The organism is Vibrio eleionomae (assembly GCF_009874545.1).
Taxonomy (GTDB): Bacteria; Pseudomonadota; Gammaproteobacteria; order Enterobacterales; family Vibrionaceae; genus Vibrio; species Vibrio nitrifigilis.
Window position 1 is genome coordinate 24,618 of record NZ_WEKT01000008.1, and the last position, 24,221, is coordinate 48,838.

Below are 24,221 nucleotides of genomic sequence, written 5' to 3' on the forward strand. Positions count from 1 at the left end.
CTAACACAGAGTGACTAGGGGAGTTTATGGTTAAAAGATGGGTTATTACCCTGAAACCAAATCACGGCAACTGATGGTGGCGACCAGTCCTTTTTGACCATTTATCAAGGAGAGGTGACCCTGATGACGTTCAGCAACAGCTTGTACAAAAGGCAAGCCTAAACCAAAACCTTCGATGCTTTTTTCTTTGTGTAAACGTTGAAAGCGTTTTAATACATTTGGCATCTGTTCAGTTGGAATACCAGGACCTTGATCGATGACTTTAATTAAAGTGACATCCAGTTGTTTATCTATTTTCAATTTAATGACGCTACTGTTCGGCGCATATTTAATCGCGTTATCTAATAAATTTGCGACTGCCTGAAAAATAAGTGCAAAATCAGCATGAAAAATATGTTTCTTTTCTGCTTTGATTTTTAATTCAATGCCTTTTTGCTCTAGTAATGGCTCATAATACTCATAGACTTCGGATAAAAGGTGGTATGCATCAATCGGTTTACGTTGCAGAGATAACTGGCCATTTTCAATTTCTGTTAGCTGCATGATCGCGCGAAAAAGATACAAAATTCGGTCAATTTCCATTCCAGCAGCATCAAGCTCATCTAACGCTTTTCCTTCAACCATTTCTGAAGTATTAATTAAACGATTTTTCAGACGTGTTAAGGGTGTTTTTAGCTCATGGGCAATATGGCTGTTGGCGGTGCGAACCTGCTCCATTAACAGTTGCGTTCGGCTTAACAGTAAATTGGTTTCACTACTGAGTCGGCCAAATTCATCGTTATAGCCTTGATCATGAATTCTCACATCATGACGGCCCTGGGAATAATCACCCATAACACTCAATATACGGTTCACCCGTAATAGATTACGAATACTAAAGGGTAAACTGATCAGCAAAATAGAAAGTAGGACGGTAAACAACACCGCTCCTGTCATTAACGGTATGATGCGCGTGCTATTAAGCATGGGCGACATGTTGTAAGACGCGTAATAATATCCGCCGTCCGCAATAGGCATAACCATACCAAACAGCTCTTTTTTGGGCTTGTGAAAAGTCAGCATAGCGATGTGTTTATGTTGATATGTGGCGATCGAACTGAGCTCTTCAGCGGATAATATTTGTGAGTCACTGTAAATTACCGTGCCGTATTCGTTAAGAATATAGGTAATTAACTCATCATATTGGTTGCTGACTTCACGTTGGCTCAGATATTGGCTTAATTCACGACTTTTATTAAACAGATTCATCGTCTGCTTACTTTTTATATCGTCGAGAATAATGCCTTCAACGTGTTCATGCATGACGTTTTTTAATAATTTGTCACTTAATAAAATAGATGCAGATGAAATAATGAGACAAAAGAACGCCACATAAGCAGCTTGGCGAAAGCTGCTACTATGTATAATTAATTTTACCGGCATGTTTTATCCTAATGAATAACCCACTGAGCGAATGGTTTTTATGATGGGTTGCTCATCATGACTACTATTTAATTTATTACGTAGTTTTGATAAATGAACGTCTAAGATGTTCGTTTGTGGATCAAAATGATATCCCCATACACGTTCTAACAACATATTTCTGGTAACAGCTTTGCCTTTATGTTCAGCCAGAACTTGCAATAATTTAAATTCTTTACTGGTGAGTAATATCTTTTTCCCATCACGGGTGACTTCTTGCTCTTCAAGATCAATGGATACACTGCCGATTTTTAACGCTGAGCTTGTGCTGTTCTTGTGGGTACGTGCGTACAAACGTTCTAGGCGTAATAAAAGTTCAGTAAAATCGAAAGGTTTACCTAGATAATCATCTGCTCCTGCTTTCAACCCATTGATTCTATCAGATATTTGGTCATTAGCTGACAGAATCAAAATAGGGGGATGAGAGCCATCAGATAACTGTTGTAGCACTTCAATACCCGTCATTTCAGGCAACATATTATCCAGAACCACGGCATCAAATACTTCGTTTTGAATTAAGTCTAGAGCTTGCTTTCCGTTAGCCGAAAGTTTGCAGTTGTGGCCATGTGAATGCAATTTGCTGCTTATCCAGTGACTCACCGGTATTTCATCTTCAACGACGAGGACGCGCATGAACTTTTCCCTTACTTTACAAAACTGACAAAACGTTACAAACGAGCCAATAGTAATGATAATGGTTATCAATAGCAACTGATATACCATAACAAATTCATAATTTGTGATAATAAGTTTAGAGTCGTTTTCCCTAATAAAGGAATTTGATTATGCCTAATAACTTACGGAAAAACAGTCAATTAGAAAACCCTAATTCCTACATCATTAAGCATTCTTAATATTTCTTCTATTGAAATGCAAATGAGAATGAATCTTAATAACGACATCAAAAGGCAAGCGAATTTGTAAATTGCCTCAGTGTTTATTAATGGAAGGGAACAAAATGAAAGCTCAACTTAAAAAATTTATCTCTGATGAAAGTGGTGTCACCGCAATTGAATACGGCATTCTTGCTGCCGCGATGGCTGCTGCAATCGGTGTGATTTTTGGTTCAGACGGTGTGTTTGTGACGGCCTTGAAAGAGCGATTTGCTTCAATCGCTGACCAAATTACTGATACAGCAACAACTGATTCCAAATAATTGTTGGTTAAGTGTGGTTATGGATAATCAATTTATACTCAATAGCTTAATTGTACCTCTTAGTATTGTCGTTTTTAGTGATTTGTTTTATCGCAAGATTCATAACCACTTAATTCTCTTGTTATTGCTGATCGTAATCGGTAATGGCGCGTTATTTTTTATGGGGTCGGGGAGTTACGCCCAATTGAACTGGCAGCAGGCTTCATCGCAGTTTGGCTGGTCGCTAATCGGAGCGTTATCTGTGTTAGTGATTGGTTTTGCGCTGTTTTCTATTGGTCAAATGGGTGCTGGCGATGTGAAATTAATGGCGGTGTTATGTTTGTTGGTTGGTGGCGAGAACCAAGTGACATTTTTGCTAATCACAGCGTTAGCGGGCGGTTTTTTAGCGTTTATGATGCCTTTCGTACGTGTTATTGAGGTGCTTGGTGCTAAACGTATTTTACAAATTTCGGCACTCGTACCTTGGTTAAGAATCCCCATTCCTGAATCAGCCTATAGTAAACCGACCACGGCGGGCTTGCCTTACGGGTTAGCCATTAGTGCTGGTGCAGTATTGTCCCTTACGACTCCACTTACTCATTAGAGATTGTATTTTCAATGAAAATTTCATCAGTGTTATTTGTCTCTGGTGCACTTGTTATCGCACTTGGCGGTGCTTTTGTTGCGCGAGGTATGATGACCAAGCCGCGCCCAGAGGTTACGCATCCTGTCGTTAAGCAGCAGCCAGCTCCAGTGTATACGCCAGTGTTAATGGCGACTCGTGATATCGAACCAGGCGATTTTATCGATGGTAGTGAAATTCGTTGGCATCAAGTTGACGAAAAATACCCAACAGAACTTTACATCATGAAGGACTCGGTAGATTTGGCGAGTAATTATGGTGCGACCGTTCGCCGCAGTGTCAAAAAAGGACAGTTGATGACTTATGCCATGGTCGTCAAGCCTGGCCAACCTGGTTTTATTGCGTCAGTGCTGACGAAAGGGAAACGCGCGGTGGCTATTCCTACTAATGCTGTTGCCAGTAGCTCTGGCCTTGTGCAAGCGGGTGACCATGTTGATGTGATTCTGGGCATTACTCCCCCTAAGGATGCATCGTCTTCAGCAAGCTCTCGTATTAGTGCTCCGCAAATTGCGTCGCAGACTTTAGTGACCAATGTGCGAGTGTTAGCGCTGAATAATAGGGAACGCAGTGAAGTTGAAGTACGCGACGGCCAATCGAAGAAACAAGAGAAGCAGCTCTACCCTGAAACGGTAACGCTAGAAGTTAGCCCTAAACAGGCAGAGATCTTAGCAGTGGCGAAAGAAGTCGGGACATTACAACTCGCTTTAAGGGCTGTGAACGATTTTGATAGTCACTCTTCTCAAACATCGTTAGTGAATGTAAGTGACGCTGTCACTACTATGTCTGACGCTACCAGTATCTACACTACGTTGCGTACCGAGGGAACTGAGCCGCAAGTCATCCAATATATGGGCGATAAAACATCCCAAGTAACGGTTACCCGTTAATTAATTCTAATGCCTTCATTTATCACAGTATTGTGACTATTAGGAATTTGTATCAATGAAGACTTTTTCGCACAAAAGAAAGTTTTTTGCCTTTATCGCGTTAGCTAATTTAATGTTTAGCGCGGTGTGGGCTCAGCCAGCAATGGCGATGAACCAAAATAATGATGTCAAAGCGCTTACCGCTCAACGGTTTAGTCAGGTTGAAGTGAAAGGGACTGTTCAACTTATGGTGAACAAAGGTCAACTGCTGACGTTGCCCCAAAGTGCCACTAAGGTATTGATCGCTAACCCATCAGTTGCCAGCTTCCAAATGCCTTCTTCGACGAGTTTGTTTGTGTTTGCAAAAAAAGCAGGAACAACGACACTTTACGCGTTGAATGACCAAGATCAGGTGATTTTGGCCACACAGATTAAAGCGGGCTTTAACCTTCCACAATTGACTAAGCAAATTAATACCGAGATCGAAGGTGCAAGAGTCAAACTTTTCAGTTCGACAGAGAATGGCATCATTGTTCGTGGTTTCGTAAAAACCCCGCAACAGGCGAAACGAGTGGTGGATGCTATCGCAGCGTTTACTGGGGGGAGCACTGATGCTAAATCCAGTAAAGGTGGTCAGGGAGCCCAAGGCGCGCAAGGGGGCGGTGGTCAAAGCGTTCGTATCGTGAATCAGTTAAAAGTGGAGTTATCTGCTCAGATCAACATTCGTGTGAGAATCGTAGAAGTCGCGCGCAGTTTAAGTAATGAGCTTGGGTTTAGTTGGGAAGCGTTGTTAGACAATGGGAACACATTCTTGCGCAGTACCAGCTCATCATTGTTTGATGCTTCGACTGGCGCTTTCGCAGGAAGTGATGTGTCAAATGCACTACTTGGCGGAGTGTCACACGGTGGCAATTTTGCTGGCGTATTATCTGCGCTCTCTTCCGATGGATTAGCCAGTATTTTGGCTGAGCCGAACTTAACCGCGATGTCAGGTGAAACCGCTGGATTTGCTGCCGGTGGTGAAGTGCCAATCATCATCACTACCAACAACAACATTACTATTGATTACAAACAATACGGGGTAATCATGCGTATGACCCCAACATTGTTGTCGCCAAATCGCATTAGCCTACATATCGCTCCAGAAGTCAGCGACTTGTCTGATGAAGGGGCTGTTGAACTTGATGGTAACACCATTCCTGCGTTTAAAGTGCGCCGTGCAGACACCACCGTTGAGCTAGCAAGTGGACAAAGTTTTGCTCTCGCAGGGATGTTACGTTCGAATGTGAATGAAACCATTAATGGTGTGCCCGGATTACGTGAAATTCCGTTACTTGGTCACCTGTTTGAATCCTCTTCCCATGACAAAGATGAAACTGAATTGGTCATTATTGCCACCGCTTATGTGGTTAGCCCAACTCAAGCTGGTGAATTACAGACCCCGGGGAAAGGCATTAAGCCTCTCGATAATATTACCCCTAAGCAAGCGACTGCGGGCTATCTGTTCTAAGTATTTGGAGACTTATTTATGCGTTCAACATTTTTTTTAGCACTGGCTTGCGTTTTATTGTCTGGGTGTGAGCATACGATTAATCATTGGCGAGAGGGTAACGAGACGACCGCAACAGGTGAGCATTACCCAATTAAGGTGGCTCCAAGTCTGTCTGCTGTGTCTTTAACGGTATCACCCAATCAAGGTTTAAGTGCGACTTCTCTGCACGATCTCAATACGTTATTGGGTAATCAAGGCCGTATTGAAAGACAGACTATCACTGTTCAACCTTACACCACACAGGGACAGCAGTTCGCTGACAAGTTAAAAGTGGTTTTACAAAATATCGGGGCGAAACAGGTTCGCGTATTGCCAAAAGTTTATCAGGCAGAAAAGCATCATTGGGATTTGCGTGTTCAATCTCAGGCGTTAGTTGTCAGTGTGCCCGATTGTAAGATTCACAACCCAGATACATGGACAACTAAACCTTATGAATCTGTTGGGCCTTTAGGCTGCGCAACCAGAGCTAACTTAGCCAAAATGGTATCAGATCCTGCCGACCTTATCCGAGCAAAATCGCTCGATCTGGCTGATGGCGAGGCGGCGTTGCAAGCGGTGAAACGTTATCAAGAAGATGATCTTAAAGAGCTCATCGATATCGACTTTAACGAAGACTAGAGGGTAACGTTATGAGTGAAGACAATTACCAATATAATTCAGAAGAGCTTGCATCCGTTACGCTGTTTACCACAACGAAAGATGAAGCGGCACTGTATGCCGATCACATCGGGCGCCTTGGCTATGATAGCGAGCAAGTATTTATCGGCAATTTAGATAAAGCGACTGAGTGGGTTAAGGCAAACGTGATTCCCGCAGCGATGTTTGTCGATATTGATCAAGAGCAGTACCCCTTGGAGAGTTTGGCTCGTTTAGGAACGGTGTGTGGCCCAACTTGTAAAATTGTGGCGCTCGGCTCAGCGGTCAATCTGGATTTGTACCGCAATATGTTGGCACAAGGCATTTTTGATTATTTGTTAAAGCCGGTGACCTTAGATCGCTTAGCCAATACCCTTAACAGTATGAAAAAAGGCCAGATTGAAGAGCAGTTAATCGGTCGCACTATTGCTGTTACAGGAGTTAAAGGTGGTGTAGGCGCGTCCACCGTTGCCTATGGTATTGCACAACTGTTAGCGAATCAGCAGCGCGTGACAACCGGTATGGTTGATTTTGACCGTACCAATGGCTGTCTTGGCTTGTTAGCCGGTTTAAAAGAACAAAGTGGTTTGGATGGCGTACTTAAATCCGACAGTATTGATGTACGATTTTTAAATCGCTCTATGACGAGCCTTTCCGACAAGCTGTCTCTACTGAGCCATACGCCCGATTATCAAACAGCGATGCAATTACTGAGTGAAGAGCAGGTTCTGAGTCTTGGAGGCACGCTGTGTCAGATGTTCAATCAAGTAGTATGGGATATCCCAGCGGGCCAACCTCAAGGTGGCATTGATGTATTAGCTTGTGCACACACTAGAGTTTTAGTGGCTGATTACACCATAGCCGCCGCGCGCAATACCCTGCGCTTGATTCAAGAAATTGGTGATGAAAGTGAAGGGCAACGCATTGTGATTGTTGCGAATGCTCGTCATGAAAGTAGCCAAGTTATCGCGCGCAATGAATTCGAAAAATTTATTGGACGCTCGGTCGATATTGAATTGCCATCGGCGGGAAAAAACATTGAACAAATGCTGCTTAAAGGTCCGTTAAATATTGAAAATACAGGGCTGTTTGGTGATACGCTGGCTGAGTTAGTCGATATTATTTGTGGTCGCCCAACGAGCAAGAAGGGCAAGCGTGCGTTGCTCTCTAAGTTGACCTCTGCGTTTGAGAGGAAAGCATCATGATGATGAAAGCGACACGTAAAAAATTTCGTGAGCCGAATCGGGAGCCGCAGATAAAAGAGGTTCCCACTGAGGAAGTCGCAACGAAAGTGGATCGTGCACAGGCTGCGCAAAGCAGTGATACTCAAGCAACAAACAGCAATTTACGCTTAGTGCGTGATTATCTGTACGAACAAATTGATCCGATGAAGGTGGCTTCTATGCCACCTGAAAAGCTCAAGCAGCAAATTAACGAGATTATCTCATCTATTTGTGATGAGCATCGTCTGCAGTTTTCAGCGGAAGAAGAGCGCCATATCGGTGCGACCATGTTCAACGAAATGATCGGCATCGGCCCCATTCAGCCTCTGTTGGCAGATGAAAGCGTCAACGATATTTTGGTCAATGGTGCGGGACAAGTCTTTGTTGAACGCTTCGGCAAGTTGGAGCTAACCCCCATTCATTTTATTGATGAAGAGCACGTGTTTAACATTGCTCAGCGGATTGCAGCACGAGTCGGGCGGCGTATTGATGAAACACACCCTATGGTGGATGCTCGTCTTGAAGATGGTAGCCGGGTCAACATCATTACCCATCCACTAGCATTGGATGGCACCACCATCTCTATTCGTAAATTCATGCGCCGTAACATGTCGTTAGAGATTCTAGCGGATAAAGGTGCAATGAACGACGAGATGATCACAGTCCTCAAACGGGCCATGAACGCGCGTTTGAATGTGATTATTTCAGGTGGTACGGGGGCAGGTAAAACTACGTTGCTCAATGCATTATCACAAAACATCAGTAACGACGATCGCATTATCACCATCGAGGATGCGGCGGAATTGCAGCTGCAACAAATTCATGTGGTGCGCTTGGAAACCCGCCCAGTGAGCGCCGAAGGTTCAGGTAAAGTGGATCAGCGTGACTTGGTACGAAATGCCCTACGTATGCGTCCCGATCGCATCATCTTGGGTGAGGTTCGTGGCGGGGAAAGTTTCGATATGCTGCAAGCGATGAATACTGGCCACGATGGCTCGCTCTGTACGGTGCACGCCAATACTCCTCGTGATGCCATTATGCGTCTGGAAAACATGGTGATGATGGCTAATATGCAGTTGCCACTCGAAGCCATTCGCCGTCAAATCGCCAGTGCCGTTGACCTTATTGTTCAAGTGGAGCGGATGAGTGATGGTGGCCGCCGCGTCGTATCGATTACTGAAGTCTGTGGTATGGAAGATGACGTGATTCAAACTCAAGAATTGTACGCGTTTGCCACCAAAGAAATTGATGGTCATGGCAAGGTTCATGGTGATTACGTATCAACGGGACAGCGTCCAAATTTCTATAGCACACACGCTCATTATTTTAGGGAGAATAACTAATGTGGGATGGTATTACTCTTGCCATCTTTGCGCTGTTATTTACCACGATCCTCGCTGGTCGCCACGCTTATGTGACTGGCAAGGAGCGTAAAGCGCGAGATCAATACTTTGCTGATCTTAAGCAAATTGTCATCGGTGATGAAGTTAACGCTGATATCGACAGTAATGATGAAATTCGCCGCCTGATAGAAGATGATCGTTTCAGTCACCTTCCCTTAATCGGTACATTTGCGCAACGGTTTTGGACGGATTTGTCGTTATTGGGATGGCAAGACACTTGGAAAAAACGTGCGACGGTGATTCTGATTCCATCACTGTTGGTCGCCTTAAGTGTCGCTAAATCGTCAACCTCACCTTTGTTATTAGCATTTTGTTTAACCATCACGGTATTTGTCGCGATCGTGGGTATCGCTTATTTCCATGCGATGCGCCGTCATTTAACCGAGTTTAAGCAAAATTTACCTCAGGCGATTGATTCTATTATACGGGCTGCGCGAGCCGGCGTTCCCGTGACGAATACTTTTGCAATGGTTGCTGATAACTTGCCAGGCCCATTGGCCGCCGAATTTTTGTTAATTGATAATTGGCTAAAAGTGGGGATTCCCCTGCGTGAAGCCATGCGAGATTCCGCCGCGCGAGTGCCATTAAATGAATACCGCTTCTTTGTCGTGATTTTGATTATCAACCAAGAAACCGGTGGTAAATTGAGTGAAACCTTAGAACGTCTTAGTGAGACGTTACGTGCTCGTCAAGAGTTGGCGCTCAAGATTAAAGCAAAAACCTCTGAAGTTCGTGCTTCGGCAACAATCGTGGCATTACTCGCACCGCTTTCGTTGGCTTATATGTCTTTTAATTCACCGAAAGACTTCGAATTTTTAATTAACGATCCAACAGGCAACAGCGTATTAATTTATGCCGGATGCAGCGTTTCGCTTGGATTAGCGATCACTCACTTCATGATTAAGCGAGTTATACGATGAACGAACAAGCTTTTATGTTAATTGGCGTTGGATTGATCTGTTTAGCCATCGGAATTTTACTGTTAGGACTGCATTGGCGTACTCGCCAAATCAGTTTGGCTGAGCGCCTTAATGTGATACACCATGAAACAAGTGCTTTAGATGACGCCATTGCACGTAATCAAGGGGAATCATGGTTTGAACGCTATCCGCTATTAGTGCAGTTTTCCAGTATGGGTAACCACTTATCAGGTACTCAAACCGATAGAATGAAAACCCACCGTTTACTGGCAATGGCGGGGTTTCATGACCGACGCTATATCGGTTTATTCACGTTCGGCAAATATGCGTTGGGTGTGCTCAGTGTTGCGCTATTTCTTACCTTCGGATTAGACAGCGGTCACCGCCTGAGCATGTCCGGACTGGCGGGTAGCTTGATGCTGATGTTTTTAAGCGGATTTGTCATTGAAATGTGGTTAAAAATTCGCGCTTCACATCGCGGCCAGCGCTTGTCAGATAACTTACCAGATGCCCTTGATCTCATGGTGATTTGTGCCGAGGCTGGCTTGCCTTTGGCTCGTATTCTCCAAGTTGTGTCCAAAGAATTGGCTTTTTCTGCACCTGAAGTCGCGCAGGAGCTGGGATACACCCAAATGGAAATGCAGATCCTCAGTGATCGACGCCGAGCATTGCTCAATCTTGCTGAGCGCTGTGGGGTCGATAATATCTCTGCGATGGTGGCAACCTTAGTGCAAGCAGAGCGTTACGGCACACCTCTTTCTCAAGCGTTAAAAACCATTTCTGAAGAGAGCCGCAAAGCGTTAGTCCTTGAGCTAGAGGAAAAAACGGGTAAATTACCTGCGCAGCTTAGTGTGCCATTAATGACGTTAATTCTTCCCCCAGTCATTGCCATGATGGGCGCTCCAGCGATGGTGCGTATTGTCCGTATTCTGGCGAATTAAAGAGATATTGAAATGAATAAATTACTGACAAGTGCTTGCCTCATGTTGCTGATGCTTTCGGGGTGTGCGAGTCACTCTGGTCTGAATAAGGATGCAACCGTATCAAGCCCAGAAAACGCCCAAGAGGCGTTGAAATTGGCGCATATTTTACGTGATAACGCCAAATACAAAGCGGCTTATGAAGTTTATGAAAATATGGATAAGAAGCATCAACTTAAAGATGCTTATGTCTTGGAATTCGCGACGGTTGCAGCATTAGTTGTGTCTCCGAGTCAGGCCGTGATGTTATTTGAACGTGCGGCCGATACCCTAAAAGGGCACATCGAACCTGAACAGCAAGAAGCGATTGATCTCGGTCTAGGACGAGCTTATTTGCAGTTGGCGCAGCGAGAAGAAGCAAGTCAATATTTGCATCATGCACTAACGATTAACCCTAACAATGTCACAGCGCTCAATGGATTAAGTGTTATTGCTAACCTCAATGGTCATACCAAGCAAGCACGGGCGTTGTTACAAAAGGCCATTAAAATCGAACCCAATAATGACATGGTCTTAAATAATTTAGCCATGACCTATTTGGTGACTGGTGAGACTGATAGAACAATCGAATTATTACATGCGCGCCGGGCAGGGTTATCTTTGTCAGGTAAGTTGAATCTAGCATTGGCTTACATCCTAAACGAACGGAGTGATCAGGCCCGTAAATTATTGAATCTTGAACTCCCTGCCGATAAGACTGAACGGGTTATCGCTCAATTTGAGCAGTTGCGTCATCGTGTTCAACAGGGGCGCCCATTAGCAACAGAAATTGCCTCGTTATCACAAGTGCCTATTCAACTTGAGGAGGAGAACTAAATGCGAACGGCCATTCGTTGTTTAAGGCGAAAGCAGCAAGGCATTGTATCGTTAGAGGCCGCACTGATATTTCCAGTATTGCTGTTTATTTTGGTGATGTTTTTCGAGTTAGCAAGAATTGCGTTAGTGATTACTGTTGTGAATACCTCACTCGAGAGAGCCGTACAAAACCTGCGTAGTGATGACGATTTTTATTCATTAGGTGAGGCACAATTGAACTCGCTTATTGTTGAGCGGGTGGCGAGTTATTCTTATGATTTAGTGGATAAAAAGAATCTAGAATTAGAGCTTAATACGTTTGCCACCTTAGGCGATTTTTCCGGTACTACAGACAGTAGTGGGAGTCGTGATGCAAATGATGATGACGATACGCCAACGTATGCCAATGCGCCGATCTTGAATATTACATTAACGCTTAATCAGGATTTTATAACCCCTCTTCCGCAGCTGTTTGATTTAGGGAGTTCTTATCAACATGAATTCCAGCAGATATTGGGTGATTTAGTGATCGATGGTGACGATGAGGACGACTCATGAAACGTCGAATAAAGCGCGTTGCTGGCCTTGCAATGATAGAGTTTACTTTAACGGTGGCTATGTTCGTTGCCACTATGTCAGTTGCTGCTGATCTTTATATGATTAACCGCACTCGAGGAGAGTACGATCGAATTTCACACACCTTGGCTTCGGTGTTATCTGTACAAAGTTATTTGAGTTCGGAAGACATCGATCAGCTATTGTCCGCAGCGATACCATCCAAGGAAATAGGTGATTATGAACTTCATATTTATAAAGTAAATTTGGATCGAAGTATGGATTGGAAGCCGTTACAAAGAGGAGAATTATCTGGCATATGCCCGACGTTAAATTCAGGAGATGTGTTCAGCAGTGATTTACCCGAAGAAGACAGTGACAATAGTGATGATGCCATTATGGTGGTTCAATTGTGTGGTGAGTCTGGTGGGCTAACGCCATTTGCCTCGTTGATCGACAATAAAGTCATGGCTGTCACCGCGTATAACCGAACGCAATACAATGATATCGATGTGGATAAAACATTAGCGGCTGAGTTAGGTGTTGATGAAGAGGATGACGATGAATAATAAGGATAATTCACCATCAGCGCTTAAGCGTTGGATCTACAAAATCATTGCTGTTTTGAGTTTAGGTATGGCGGTATTAGGGATTCTATTACCTGGCCTGCCTGCCACGGAGTTTATTATGTTGGCTGCATGGGCAGCAGCAAAAGGGTCACCGACTATCCATCATTGGATTATGTCGGTCCCTTATTTTAAAAATATAATCGACAATTGGCGTAATGGTGGCATGATTTCTCGCGCTAACAAAATCCAATCCGCGATTTCAATGCTGTGCTGTTTGGGAGTGCTTATCATCATGCATGTACCGGTCAAATTGATACTGCTTGCCGCCGTTGGTATGAGTATTGGCGCTTTTTTCATTTGGCGCCGCCCTGAACATGCCTCTTTGGTCTCTGATAAAGTTTTGTAGTATAACTCATTGTTTAATAGTTATTCTTATACCGGAAGATACACATGCAATGGGATTGTAATCAGCGACAGGTAATGTCTCATATCAAAGCCATCTATTTCGATTTAGATAATACCTTAGTGCACAGAAATGCCAGCATTGATCGCTTTTCTGAGGGTTTTGTGCAGCGCTATGCGAGTTTACTAAGGCATGTGTCTTGCGAGCAAGTGGCAACTTTAATTAAGACGATAGATAACGGCGGTTATCTTGGTGATAAACGCCGCTATCGAAAAATATCCCAGGCGATCGGGTCTGAGCTCTCTACGCAACTTTGTTGGCAACAGCCCATAGCTGCTGAGTACCTAGAGCGCGACTGGAAAACCCATTTCCCTCAATCCACCGTTGAGATGCCCAATGCTACAAAAGTGCTAAATGAGTTAGCAAAGAAAGGCTACTATCTTGCGATTATTTCCAATGGTGGCCAGCAAAGCCGAATCGATACGCTGGCAGACACGTCATTCTCTCCACTAATACACCATCTCGTGAGTTCCGAGCAATTCGGTGCGAAGAAACCTGATCCCGCTATTTTCCTTGAGACGATAAGCCAAGCCGGCTTTAAACCAAATGAGTGCGTGTATGTTGGCGATCATCCGGTAAATGATATGCAAGGCGCTTACAATGCCGGTTTGCATCCCGTATGGTTCGCTGGTTTTCACGAACAAGCAGGGCTACCAACACCAGCTTATGTCATACAATCCTTATCTGAGCTGTTGGGTTTAGTTATTTGATTTGGCCAATAAAAACACCTGCATTATGCAGGTATTTTTGCATTAGCAATGATTAAAATTCTGGTTTGCGGCCAAACCCAGTTAGCACCGAAAGCAGCAATACGACAAACAGCACTATTGGGTAGATAAATGCGCCAGCTACGGCATTGGGAGAGACGCTACTCAGTGCCGATGAAATAAAAACAAACACACTGAAAAATGGAATGACAACTCCCAAGGTGTTAGCAAAACCATCGAGCATATTTGCACGCCGATAGGGATGGATATTAAGCCGTTGTCCCGCTTCGTTAATGATTGGCCCAACGGTAAGAATCGTCGCACTAGTAACGCCACCGAATAGGATGGTAACGATATTCACTACCACAGCACATACAATTTCAAATCCACGCTGTGTTTGGCAAAAGGATGAACGCATTAAGCGATCAGTTAATGACTCTACGACTTTTGCAGAGCGTATAATGCCCATGATTCCAAAAATGGAGACGACCAATACAGCGGTTCCCATCATGCTTTGAATACCATCGGCAAGAAAACCTGTAGCGTGATTACCTAAAGTACCATCGGAGTGAAATACTTGATTGATATCGAATATTCCACTTATCAAACCCAATACAATACCAAATGCTAACGCCAAGCTGGTTGCGATAAAAATGTTATTGGTAAGTTTAGAAATGACCAATAAGACCAGCACTGGAAGTAGCATTAATAGATTAAATGCAGATGCGTGTTCAATTGCCTTGGAATAATCCAATGCATGATGCGCAGCTATTAATAGATAAATACCTACTGTGATAACAGCGGCGATTATTGAATATTTGAAACGGGAACGAACCACTCCGCCGATATCTGATGATTTACCAGATCGTTGCATCACCTGTGTTGAGGCGGATGCAATGGTAGTATCGGAAATAGGTGCAAGGTTATCGCCAAAAATACACCCAGATACAATTGCCCCAGCTAACATGGCACCATCAACTCCTATGGCACTGCCCGTGTGGAAGAACACAGGAAAAGCAGCAAACATTGTACCGATAGAGGAGCCAGTTGAAGTAGCAACAATACATACTGCCACAAAGGTAAAGGCAATAAACCCAACTGCGGAAAAATGAAAAGATTGAGCGAACCAAATCAAACCATTTGATAAACCACTGACTTTGATCATTTGTGAAAACATACCAATCAGTAGCAATAACAAAAAGATGGTGACGCTTTCTTTGCTGGCAATTCCTTTTAATACAGCCTCCCAATATTTCTCTTTATTGGTTGCTAAAAGACCAGTAATCATTAAACCAAGGAAAGCGGCTCCAGCCAATACATGCATATCGTAGGTCATGTAATGGGTAAATAGCACCATGCAGGAAAGAAAAAATAATGCGAGTGGTAGCAGTGCAATTAGCTGGTTTTTAAAAATAGGAAGATCGTTATCTTCAACGATCTCATTGGTTTTATTTAAAGTTAATGAGACCATCTTTTACCCTCTCGCAAGCGTTGAACAATTGAACATCATCACGGAAACAGCCATAAATAAGGCGAAGATAACCCTCGAAGCCTTTCCCGTACTGACCTCCTGGATTAACTAAAACGTTTTGATCTTGCAAAATAAACTGAGTGATATCAGCACCATTACCAATGTTCTCGACATTAATCCACTGTAGGATGCCGCTTTCTGGTGCTTGGCAGCTCACACCTTGAATACTGTTAAAAATCTCGCAAACAGTCGCGCGACGATTGGCTAGTCGTACCTGACGTTCATTAATGATGGTGTCATCGTGAAGGGCTGCTATCGCGCCAGCACATGAAAGATGTGAAGGAGCACCAAGAATGTTCACTGCAGCCCCATAGTATTTATCAATCAGGGTATCGCTGGTATAAATGTAACCTATGCGCAAACCGCTAAGTCCATAACCTTTAGACATAGAACATACCGTAACTGTGCGTTCTAGCATTTGTGGCAGAGAGGCAGGTGCGACGAATTCAATCCCATCAAAAATAATATCTTCAAACGCTTGGTCACAAATGAGGATAAGGTCATTCTCGATAACAAATTCAGCAATATCAGCAATTACTTCTTTACGATAAACTACGGATGTTGGGTTATTCGGGTGACAAATCACCAGCATCTTAGTGTTTGGCGTCAAGTGTTTTTCAAGTTGAGATTTTTCAATTTGGTAGTTGTTCTCTGCCTGAGTGGGAACCTCAATAGCTTTCGCTCCCATCAACGAGATATTGACCATATTATTTGGGTAAGTTGGCGTAGGCACGAGAACTTCATCGCCGCTTTCAAGAAACGGGTACATGGCATAAAACAAGCCAGAATCAGACCCCGGAGTGACAATGATGTTGCGGCTAGGGTCGAGATCTAAGCCCGTTTGACGCTGAATTTTATCTGCGATAGCTACTCTAAGTTCTCGAGGACCAATTGGCATGACATAGTGTGATGAGACCCCATGGTTGACACTGTCTATCAGGGCTTGTTGTACACTCGCCGGCATTGCTGGGTCAGGGAAATCAGGGTCTGCCCAAGCAAGGATAGTTCCGCCACTTTCAATGATTTTACCTGCACCTTCACCAACATCTGCCTTGATGACGGAATCGAATAAACCGCCAGTCACGTTATGAAAAGGGGCTTTAATGTGTTGTTGCATGAATTCCTCCGTGAACTAAATACGTGTGCTACACGTCATGCGTAATAAAAGTTTTCTCAAGTTGATAAAAAATTATCATTTAGGTGCGAAAAAAATTATTTAATCGCTTGTAAGTATCGGTACATGGTTGCCTCTGACACCTTCAGTGTTTTGGCGACTTGGTTGATTGAGCCTTTAATCAAAAATACGCCTTTTTTATCGAGTTCTTTTACCACGTCAATTCGCTCTTCTTTGGTCAAGTGATTGATATTATGAATTCGTTTTTGAATAAGCTCATCAATTACATTGACTGGTAAGCTATCAATCGTTGGCACCAAGCGCTCAGAGACAACATGCGCTTCTTGCTGCTGGGTTTTTCCTAATATGCTTGATACCGCATCAAAGACATTCTGGAAATGGGTTAAATCCTCATTAATACAAAGTAAGCCAACTAGGTGATCTTGCTCTTTAATAAAAAATGTCGACGAATGAAATCGAGTATTGTTCTCTGCCGCGCTGTTATAGATTTGGGTATAATCACGGGTTAAATGATCCTTGTTACGCAAAACCTTTAACACCAAGTCGGTTGCAGAATCGCCGATCTCTCGGCCACTTATATGACCATTACCGATATAAGTAATTGAATGTTCTAAATTACTCAGGTCATGAACCACAAATTCACAGTTTTGCATCTGTTGTGCCAAAAAGGCTGCTATACGTTTAAATAGTTCTAACTGATTGTTCATAATGGTTTTATTTCCAACAAGTTCCTCTCAACTGTCAGTGACTTAGCGGCTTGTCTTGCACCTTTTTATGTTCGTATGCACACAAAAAGAGCAGATAACTTGCCTTAATGATTAAAAGCGCTTTGATTTGTCACTTAATTCATGAGTTATCAATATTTGTGCCGTAATGGAGTATTCACCTTTTGCTTAGTTCTGCTATAAATAACCTCCTTTCAACGCAGTGATGACACAGGCGCGAGTCTATGCCGTCATCCTGTGAGCGTTTTTGTGGCTGATTTGGAGTAACTCATCACTATGCCCGTATTATTAAGTAGCGTTTTTCTTGGCGGCTTAGTGGCGCTGTATTGGTTTTATGCCTGGCCGATGATCATTCCGCTCTATTTTGGCTTGATGAGCCTGATTACCTTAGTCATTTATGGCGTGGATAAACGTGCGTCGATCAAAGGCTGCTGGCGAACGCCAGAAAAAACATTGCATGGTTGGACATTACTGGGCGGTTGGCCTGGGGCGTTGATAGGGCAGGCACTTTTTCGCCATAAAACACAAAAACAACCATTTAAAACCTGGTTATGGCTTTGCACCTTACTCAATATCATCGCCGTGGTCGTGTTATATATTTACCACCAGTCGCTGCTGCAGGCTGTACACAGCTGGATTCGTTTTGATAGCTAAAAACTGGCAAATTATGACACCGTGCTCATAACTGTTGTGCCGACTTTACCCTTACTGAGTGAATCGTTATAAAGCGCGCTGAATTTACGTGATGGCGATACGATGGATAATCGTATCCTGCTTTTTATGTCGATCAATGAGCGCGTTGCCTAAGAGTGAAACTATTTTCTCTGAAATAGCATCTTGAAGTGATTGGGTAGAGATGGTTTTTTTAATGATAAAACGTCATTGGGTTAGCATTACCATGCCTTTTGTTAAATAGCTATTTTAATTGATAAAAGGCTCGATAATTGGTCTTGACCAGACATTAACTTTCTCTTAGCTCGCGTCTTGTTTCATATCACAAAATTCAATGTTAACTTTTGCTGATTAGCGTTGACTTATACAATCTTGATCACTATATTTAGTTGCTAATGCAACTATTGCACTGACAACTAAAGGTGACTCTTCATGACAGACGACGAAAAAGACGAGTTTTTTCCCTACATTTTGGACAACATTGGTTTCCTATTAGGTAAAACTGATCAGTTAAAAGATCGTTTGCTCGATCAGTATCTCGCTTCGCCTGAAATGATTGAAGAACTCACGGCAACGCAAGCTAAGGTATTGTTTCAAATTAAAAAATTTGAGAATTATCGTCCTTCCGATATCGGAAAAATGCTCAATGTCGATAAAAGTAGCATCACTCGTATGATCGACCGTCTGGAAAAGAAAGGGCTGATTAAACGCTTACCCGACCCGGATGACCGTCGTTCGTTTCTCTTGGATTTGACTGAAAAGGGCCGCTTAACCGTGGAGCATGGGATGCCATTAGCTATGAACGCATTAGATGAATTAGAACAGGCGTTAACGGTGGAAGAAAAACAACAACTTCGTCACTGCCTTAGAAAAATAGTGATGTCGTCCATCGATGACGTCTGTTTGCAGCAATTAAAACGGGGAACAAAATGATTAAATTGACGCCTTTGGCCGCCATTCTCTCTGTCACATTTTTATATGGCTGTGCTGCGCCAAGTAATATCAAACCCACTAACCATATGAACCAAAAATCGATTTTGGAACATAGTCAGAGTTTGGCTCACGCACATCTTTCTGATGCCGCTTGGCCAAAACAGGATTGGTGGACGGTATTAAATGACCCACAGCTTAATCAACTGATTGCGCGTGCTCTTAAAAATAGCCCTTCAATTCAATTGGCTAACGCGAATCTAAAGAAAGCATCAGCGTCTGTCATGGCGGCGGATGCGCAATTCGATCCTACCCTAGACGCGCAAGCAGGGTTGGCTCGAACTCGACTCTCTCGTTCAGAAGATTACAGCTATCAGGGTAATCAGTATGGTACGGTTTATAACTTAGGTTTAAACGGTAATTACTCATTCGATTTATGGGGTGGGGAACGTGATGCTTGGGAAGCCAGTGTTAACCAACAACATGCAGCAGCGATTGATCACCAAGCGGCAAAAATCACGTTATCTAGTGCGATTACGACGAACTATATTCAACTAGCGAGTGCGTATCGCCTAAAAGATTTAGCACATAAAGATCTGCAACGTACGCAAGGTATTGTCACGATTACAAAGCGCTTACTCGATAACGGTTTGACCTCGAAAGACAAACTGTACACGGCGCAAAGTAACGCGGCATCTGCGCGACAAACATTGAAAAAACGCACATTGGCAATCAAACAGCTTAAGAATGCGTTAGCAACGTTAGTCGGGGCTGGTCCAGATATCGCAAAAACCATACAACGCCCAAGTTCTGAAATGAGTACCGATCTGACATTACCGGCAAATTTGCCGGCGAATCTTATCGCTCATCGCCCAGATATTGTTGCAGCGAAATGGCGTGTCGAAGCCGCAGTTAAAAATATAGATGCGGCAAAAACAAAGTTTTATCCCAATCTGAATTTAAGCGCGACAGCGGGTTTTAAAGCCATAATGGGCGATGCCATGTTTGAGGATGTCAGTCGTTCATGGCGTGTAACCCCTGCGATTTCATTACCCATATTTACTCAGCATTTAAAAGCAGATTTGATTTCCGATACGGCCGATTACGACAGCGCGGTCGCGCAATACAATCGCACATTGGTTAACGCGCTTGGGGATGTTGCCGACACGATTTTAGCGCTGAAATCATCAGCCAATCAGTTAAATGATGCGCAAAACAGCGTGCGTTTGGCTGAGAAGAGTTACCACATTACAGAAAAGCGCTATCAATCTGGAATGGGCAGTCAACTCGAAGTTCTAATGGCGGAACAGCGTTTACTTCAAGCTGAATCGGCTTTAACCGAACTACAAAACCAACAACAAGAAAAGCAAGTAGCCCTAGTAAAAGTACTTGGTGGCGGCTTTCATGACACTCAACCCGCAGATGATTCATCCACTGCAGCACATTGATGATTTTTAAGGTTTTATATTATGCAAGATAACAACAGCGAACCCGCGGTGACGAATAACCAACAGAAACGCAAAAAGAGCCTGACCATTTTTGCGCTTGTGTTATTGATTGCTGCTATCTCAAGTAGTTTTTACTACTTCAACTTTGTCGTTGGCGAAGAAGAAACAGAAGATGCGTATGTGAACGGCAACTTAGTGCAAATTACGCCAGAGTTGACGGGCACCGTTACACGCATCAATGTTGATGATGGTGATTATGTGAAACAAGGTCAGCCATTGGTTTACCTTGATGATGCTGATGCCAACATCGCTTTTGAAAATGCTGAAGCAAACTTAGGCCAAACGGTGCGCCAAGTGCGCGCGCTCTTCAACGATCTTGAGCAAGCAAAAGCAGTAGTCAAGACCAAAACGATTGCTTTAGAGCAAGCGCAAAGTGACTACAATCGTCGTAAAAACATGGTCAAAGCGGGCGGCTTATCGCGCGAAGAACTCAGCCATGCGCGTGATGTAATGAACTCTGCAAGCCAAGATTTAGCCGCGGCTAAACAGCAATTGCAAGCGCGTAAAGCTGCGGTACAAAATACGACGGTAGAAACGCATCCATTGGTAAAAGCGGCGATTGCTAACGTGAAGAAAACCTATTTGGACAAACGCCGCACCGTGTTAGTCGCTCCTGTTTCTGGTTACGTTGCCCAACGTAACGTACAGGTCGGTCAACGTATTTCACAAAGCTCGACACTGATGTCGGTTGTGCCATTGAATCAAGTGTGGGTTGATGCCAACTTTAAAGAGACTCAGTTAACAGATATGCGCCTTGGTCAAAAAGTGAATCTGATTTCTGACCTCTACGGTGATGATGTGGTGTTCCACGGCACGGTTGAAAGCCTAGGTATCGGTACTGGCAGCGCGTTCTCTGTGCTACCAGCGCAAAATGCAACGGGTAACTGGATCAAAGTAGTACAACGTTTACCTGTGCGTATCAAACTCGATGCTAAAGAGCTGACTGCGCATCCGCTCCGTATCGGTTTATCCATGACCGCAGAAGTGGATACCTCAAATAAAGAGGGGGCATTACTGTCGCGTACTAGTTCTGATAAAGCGCTGTTTAAAACGGATGTTTACAGCCAGTCACTAGCCGGTGTTGAATCGCTGGTGGATCGCATCATTGATGAAAACGATTCAGCCACGCAAAAATTCTTGGCAAAAGAGTAATAAGGGTCTGCTATGAGTGAGCAGCAACAATTTCGACCCGCGAACATGGCGTTGTGTGTCTTCGCCATTTCGTTAGGCGTATTTATGCAGGTTCTCGACTCGACCATTGCCAACGTGTCACTGCCAACCATCGCAGGTAACATGGGCGTCAGTCTTAACCAAGGTACGTGGGTGATTACCTCATTTACCGTCAGTAACGCGATTGGTTTGCCCATCACGGCTTGGCTAAGTCGCCGGGTAGGGGAAGTGCGTTTGTATGTCGGCGCTCTTATCCTATTTAGCCTGATGTCGTTGATGTGTGGCGTCTCGCAAACCATGAGCCAGTTAGTGGTATTTCGTACCTTGCAAGGTTTGGCAGCAGCACCGTTATTTCCGGTCAGTCAGGTTCTTTTAATGTCGATCTTTCCTAAAGACAAACGGCATATGGCGCTGGCTTTAATCGGTATGGTGGCGGTGGTTGGGCCGATACTCGGGCCAATCTTAGGCGGTTGGCTAACCTATGATTACAGTTGGCCGTGGATCTTCTTTATTAATATCCCGATCGGTATTTTTACCGTGCTGGTGGTATTACAACAGATGAAAGGGCGTCCACACACACCACAAATTGTGAAACTCGACGTGATTGGTTTAGCCACCATGGCGTTAGGTGTCGGTGTTCTGCAAGTCGTACTCGATAAAGGCAATGATCTGGATTGGTTCTCTAACCCTTGGATTATTGGTGGCTCTATCTTTGCGGTTATTATGTTGGTGTTTATGGTGATTTGGGAGCTGACGGATGATAATCCGATCATCAACCTCAAACTGTTTCGTAATCGCAATTTCTGCATTGGGACGATCATCTTAACCTGTGGTTATGCTGGCTTTTTCAGCATCAACTTGATTTTGCCGCAATGGCTACAAAGTAATATGGGGTACACCGCATTATGGGCCGGGCTAGCTTGTGCACCAATGGGGGTATTACCACTGTTTTTAACGCCAATATTGGGCAAGTTTGGTCATAAGATGGACATGCGCGTTTTAGCGGCGGGTTCTTTTGTTGTGATTGCCATGACCTGTTATGCGCGGGCACGCTTTAATACTGATGTGGATTTTGCTACGGTCGCTTGGATTCAGCTCTTTATGGGAATTGGTATTGCTTTGTTCTTTATGCCAATGACGACCATTTTGCTGTCGGATTTGCATGGGTCTGATGTGGCGGATGCTGCGTCGTTATCGACCTTTATTCGTACCATCGGCGCCAGTTTTGCTTCGTCTTTAACCAGTTGGTTTTGGGCGCATAATGCCGCGTTACATCACTCCGTGATGTCAGAGCATATTTCGAGTTATAACCCACTGGTCGCGCAAGATGTTCAGCACGGTGGTTTGTCATATCTCGAAAATATCAATGGCACCATCACCAATCAATCGTACATGATGTCAACGATTGATCTGTTTACGTTCTTGATGGTCATGTTACTGATATTGGTGCCGTTTATCTTCTTTACGAAGAAAGCCAGTGCCGCTCATTAGCGAGCGTAGGTCAGCCATCACGTAAGAAAGCGTATTTTCTTTCGATGTGATGGGTTCTAGCGCAAACCATACAAAGCCTCGTCTCTACGAGGCTTTGTTGTCTTATATTGGTGCATTTGCACCAATATTTACCACGTGGTGAGGTGATCGAGATATTGGTTTTGCTTCACTTTATGTTGGTATTGCATCGGAGTGACATGCACCAGCTTTTTAAACTCACGCAGAAAGTGGGCTTGGTCGCTAAAGCCTAGGCCAGATGCAAGGTCAGTGAAGGTCACGTTATCGAGATGATTAATGCTGTATACCGCAGATTGGCAGCGAATCGCCCGAATAAAAGTCTTCGGTGTAAGGCCAATATCTTGCTGAAATTGTCGTTGTAAGGTGCGGGTGGTATAGCCAGAATAACGTTCTAAATCTTGTACTTGGATATTGCCTTTCTCCGCGCAAATCTTTGCAACTAATTGCGACGTTAAACGTGAAGGGATACGAGCCTGTTTCTGTTCTAAAAAAGAGTTAATCAAATTGACACGAGCCATAAACGAATCGGCTTTCACCACCTGTTCACAAATGTAGTTGCTATCACAGACAACATCAGTAAGGCTGGACTGTTGCTCGATTAATTCAGCCGCAATCACATTGAGAAAATCGGGCACAATACCGGGAATAAAACGCACGCCAAAGTAGGAATGGTGAGGGTTAAAGCGCACTTCACGCGCTTGTAATGTGGTTCCACATACCAAACTTGCTGGGTTTTCATTATCACAATCAAACAGTAAATCAACACAGCCATCAGGGATAGCGATGGTTTCTCCTGCTTCGCTGTCCATCGTAAAACTATAAAAATGGGAAATATAAGGATGTTTGGGCGTTTGATGGGTATAAAACTGCGATGCACTAAGCACAAACCAAGGCTGTTTTGAATGAATGCCCGCAACATGTTGCCTTGCGATAATGTCAGCCATAATTCACTCCTTGTGGGCCTGTTTGTGTGCCATTGTCGGTATGGTTATTTTTCTCTTACTGTAAATTAAGCAAATTTCACGCCATTTAGCGGCCATTTCTCTGAACTTCACTTCACCCTGCCAATGTCGCAAAAATTCAATACAGCACTAAATCACCTTGTCAAACTCAATAACGGCTCATGTCTTTGG

The 24,221-nt window shown here is 43.8% G+C and carries 25 protein-coding genes; 19 read left to right on the forward strand and 6 right to left on the reverse strand.

Features of this window, described 5'->3' with window-relative positions:
* Positions 1-45: 45 nt before the first annotated feature.
* Positions 46-1,422: a HAMP domain-containing sensor histidine kinase gene (locus F9817_RS06670; RefSeq protein ID WP_161154177.1), complete on the reverse strand. Its 1,377-nt coding sequence runs from the start codon at positions 1,420-1,422 to the stop codon at positions 46-48.
* A gap of 3 nt (positions 1,423-1,425) precedes the next feature.
* Positions 1,426-2,094, reverse strand: coding sequence for a response regulator transcription factor (locus tag F9817_RS06675; RefSeq protein ID WP_161154178.1), 669 nt, complete (start codon positions 2,092-2,094; stop codon positions 1,426-1,428).
* A 325-nt stretch (positions 2,095-2,419) separates the two neighbouring features.
* On the opposite strand from F9817_RS06675, the gene F9817_RS06680 reads away from it, so the two are divergent.
* From F9817_RS06680 to F9817_RS06745, 14 genes are read left to right on the forward strand one after another with little or no spacing between them, the layout of a single operon-like run.
* Positions 2,420-2,617: a Flp family type IVb pilin gene (locus F9817_RS06680; protein ID WP_161154179.1), complete on the forward strand. Its 198-nt coding sequence runs from the start codon at positions 2,420-2,422 to the stop codon at positions 2,615-2,617.
* A gap of 19 nt (positions 2,618-2,636) precedes the next feature.
* Positions 2,637-3,200, forward strand: coding sequence for an A24 family peptidase (locus F9817_RS06685; protein WP_161154180.1), 564 nt, complete (start codon positions 2,637-2,639; stop codon positions 3,198-3,200).
* 14 nt (positions 3,201-3,214) lie between these two features.
* On the forward strand, positions 3,215-4,126 hold the full coding sequence (cpaB, locus tag F9817_RS06690) for a Flp pilus assembly protein CpaB (protein ID WP_161154181.1): 912 nt from the start codon (positions 3,215-3,217) through the stop codon (positions 4,124-4,126).
* Positions 4,127-4,181: 55 nt separating this feature from the next.
* Positions 4,182-5,615 carry a type II and III secretion system protein family protein gene (locus tag F9817_RS06695; protein ID WP_161154182.1) on the forward strand — a complete coding sequence of 478 codons (1,434 nt, stop codon included), beginning with the start codon at positions 4,182-4,184 and terminating at the stop codon, positions 5,613-5,615.
* Positions 5,616-5,633: 18 nt separating this feature from the next.
* On the forward strand, positions 5,634-6,275 hold the full coding sequence (locus F9817_RS06700) for a CpaD family pilus assembly lipoprotein (RefSeq protein ID WP_161154183.1): 642 nt from the start codon (positions 5,634-5,636) through the stop codon (positions 6,273-6,275).
* 11 nt (positions 6,276-6,286) lie between these two features.
* A complete protein-coding gene (locus F9817_RS06705; protein WP_161154184.1) occupies positions 6,287-7,498 on the forward strand; it encodes a CpaE/TadZ family protein in 1,212 nt (403 codons plus the stop codon).
* The gene (locus F9817_RS06710) at positions 7,495-8,859 is read left to right on the forward strand and encodes a TadA family conjugal transfer-associated ATPase (protein ID WP_161154185.1); all 1,365 of its coding nucleotides are present in this window, start codon (positions 7,495-7,497) and stop codon (positions 8,857-8,859) included. Before F9817_RS06705 ends, F9817_RS06710 begins: the two co-directional genes overlap by 4 nt.
* Positions 8,859-9,839: a type II secretion system F family protein gene (locus F9817_RS06715; RefSeq protein WP_161154186.1), complete on the forward strand. Its 981-nt coding sequence runs from the start codon at positions 8,859-8,861 to the stop codon at positions 9,837-9,839. The genes F9817_RS06710 and F9817_RS06715 overlap by 1 nt, the downstream gene beginning before the upstream one ends.
* The gene (locus F9817_RS06720; protein ID WP_161154187.1) at positions 9,836-10,780 is read left to right on the forward strand and encodes a type II secretion system F family protein; all 945 of its coding nucleotides are present in this window, start codon (positions 9,836-9,838) and stop codon (positions 10,778-10,780) included. The genes F9817_RS06715 and F9817_RS06720 overlap by 4 nt, the downstream gene beginning before the upstream one ends.
* Before the next feature lie 12 nt (positions 10,781-10,792).
* Positions 10,793-11,635 (forward strand): tetratricopeptide repeat protein, encoded by an 843-nt coding sequence (locus F9817_RS06725; RefSeq protein WP_161154188.1) that lies wholly within the window; start codon positions 10,793-10,795, stop codon positions 11,633-11,635.
* Positions 11,636-12,172: a TadE/TadG family type IV pilus assembly protein gene (locus F9817_RS06730; protein WP_161154189.1), complete on the forward strand. Its 537-nt coding sequence runs from the start codon at positions 11,636-11,638 to the stop codon at positions 12,170-12,172. It abuts the gene before it with no gap.
* Positions 12,169-12,738, forward strand: coding sequence for a tight adherence pilus pseudopilin TadF (locus F9817_RS06735; protein WP_161154190.1), 570 nt, complete (start codon positions 12,169-12,171; stop codon positions 12,736-12,738). Before F9817_RS06730 ends, F9817_RS06735 begins: the two co-directional genes overlap by 4 nt.
* Positions 12,731-13,144: a YbaN family protein gene (locus F9817_RS06740; RefSeq protein ID WP_161154191.1), complete on the forward strand. Its 414-nt coding sequence runs from the start codon at positions 12,731-12,733 to the stop codon at positions 13,142-13,144. The genes F9817_RS06735 and F9817_RS06740 overlap by 8 nt, the downstream gene beginning before the upstream one ends.
* Positions 13,145-13,188: 44 nt before the next feature.
* Positions 13,189-13,911 (forward strand): HAD family hydrolase, encoded by a 723-nt coding sequence (locus F9817_RS06745; protein ID WP_161154192.1) that lies wholly within the window; start codon positions 13,189-13,191, stop codon positions 13,909-13,911.
* 52 nt (positions 13,912-13,963) lie between these two features.
* Here the strand turns inward: F9817_RS06745 and F9817_RS06750 are convergent, their stop codons facing one another.
* The 3 genes from F9817_RS06750 to F9817_RS06760 all read right to left on the reverse strand — a co-directional run bounded on the left by F9817_RS06750 (position 13,964) and on the right by F9817_RS06760 (position 17,281).
* A complete protein-coding gene (locus F9817_RS06750; RefSeq protein ID WP_161154193.1) occupies positions 13,964-15,379 on the reverse strand; it encodes a Na+/H+ antiporter NhaC family protein in 1,416 nt (471 codons plus the stop codon).
* Positions 15,357-16,556: a pyridoxal phosphate-dependent aminotransferase gene (locus F9817_RS06755; RefSeq protein WP_161154194.1), complete on the reverse strand. Its 1,200-nt coding sequence runs from the start codon at positions 16,554-16,556 to the stop codon at positions 15,357-15,359. Before F9817_RS06755 ends, F9817_RS06750 begins: the two co-directional genes overlap by 23 nt.
* 95 nt (positions 16,557-16,651) lie before the next feature.
* Positions 16,652-17,281, reverse strand: coding sequence for a helix-turn-helix transcriptional regulator (locus F9817_RS06760; RefSeq protein WP_161154195.1), 630 nt, complete (start codon positions 17,279-17,281; stop codon positions 16,652-16,654).
* Between the two features lie 294 nt (positions 17,282-17,575).
* Here F9817_RS06760 and F9817_RS06765 point away from each other — a divergent pair, with 294 nt between their 5' ends.
* The 5 genes from F9817_RS06765 (at position 17,576) to F9817_RS06785 (ending at position 23,070) form a co-directional block, all read left to right on the forward strand.
* Positions 17,576-17,953 (forward strand): DUF1294 domain-containing protein, encoded by a 378-nt coding sequence (locus tag F9817_RS06765; RefSeq protein WP_161154196.1) that lies wholly within the window; start codon positions 17,576-17,578, stop codon positions 17,951-17,953.
* A gap of 450 nt (positions 17,954-18,403) precedes the next feature.
* The gene (locus F9817_RS06770; protein WP_161154197.1) at positions 18,404-18,904 is read left to right on the forward strand and encodes a MarR family winged helix-turn-helix transcriptional regulator; all 501 of its coding nucleotides are present in this window, start codon (positions 18,404-18,406) and stop codon (positions 18,902-18,904) included.
* A complete protein-coding gene (locus tag F9817_RS06775; RefSeq protein ID WP_161154198.1) occupies positions 18,901-20,349 on the forward strand; it encodes an efflux transporter outer membrane subunit in 1,449 nt (482 codons plus the stop codon). Before F9817_RS06770 ends, F9817_RS06775 begins: the two co-directional genes overlap by 4 nt.
* A 21-nt stretch (positions 20,350-20,370) precedes the next feature.
* A complete protein-coding gene (locus F9817_RS06780; RefSeq protein WP_161154199.1) occupies positions 20,371-21,561 on the forward strand; it encodes an HlyD/EmrA/EmrK family protein in 1,191 nt (396 codons plus the stop codon).
* 12 nt (positions 21,562-21,573) lie between these two features.
* Positions 21,574-23,070 carry a DHA2 family efflux MFS transporter permease subunit gene (locus F9817_RS06785; protein WP_161154200.1) on the forward strand — a complete coding sequence of 499 codons (1,497 nt, stop codon included), beginning with the start codon at positions 21,574-21,576 and terminating at the stop codon, positions 23,068-23,070.
* Between the two features lie 128 nt (positions 23,071-23,198).
* On the opposite strand, the gene F9817_RS06790 is transcribed toward F9817_RS06785, so the two are convergent.
* The gene (locus F9817_RS06790; protein ID WP_161154201.1) at positions 23,199-24,032 is read right to left on the reverse strand and encodes an AraC family transcriptional regulator; all 834 of its coding nucleotides are present in this window, start codon (positions 24,030-24,032) and stop codon (positions 23,199-23,201) included.
* Positions 24,033-24,221: the final 189 nt, after the last annotated feature.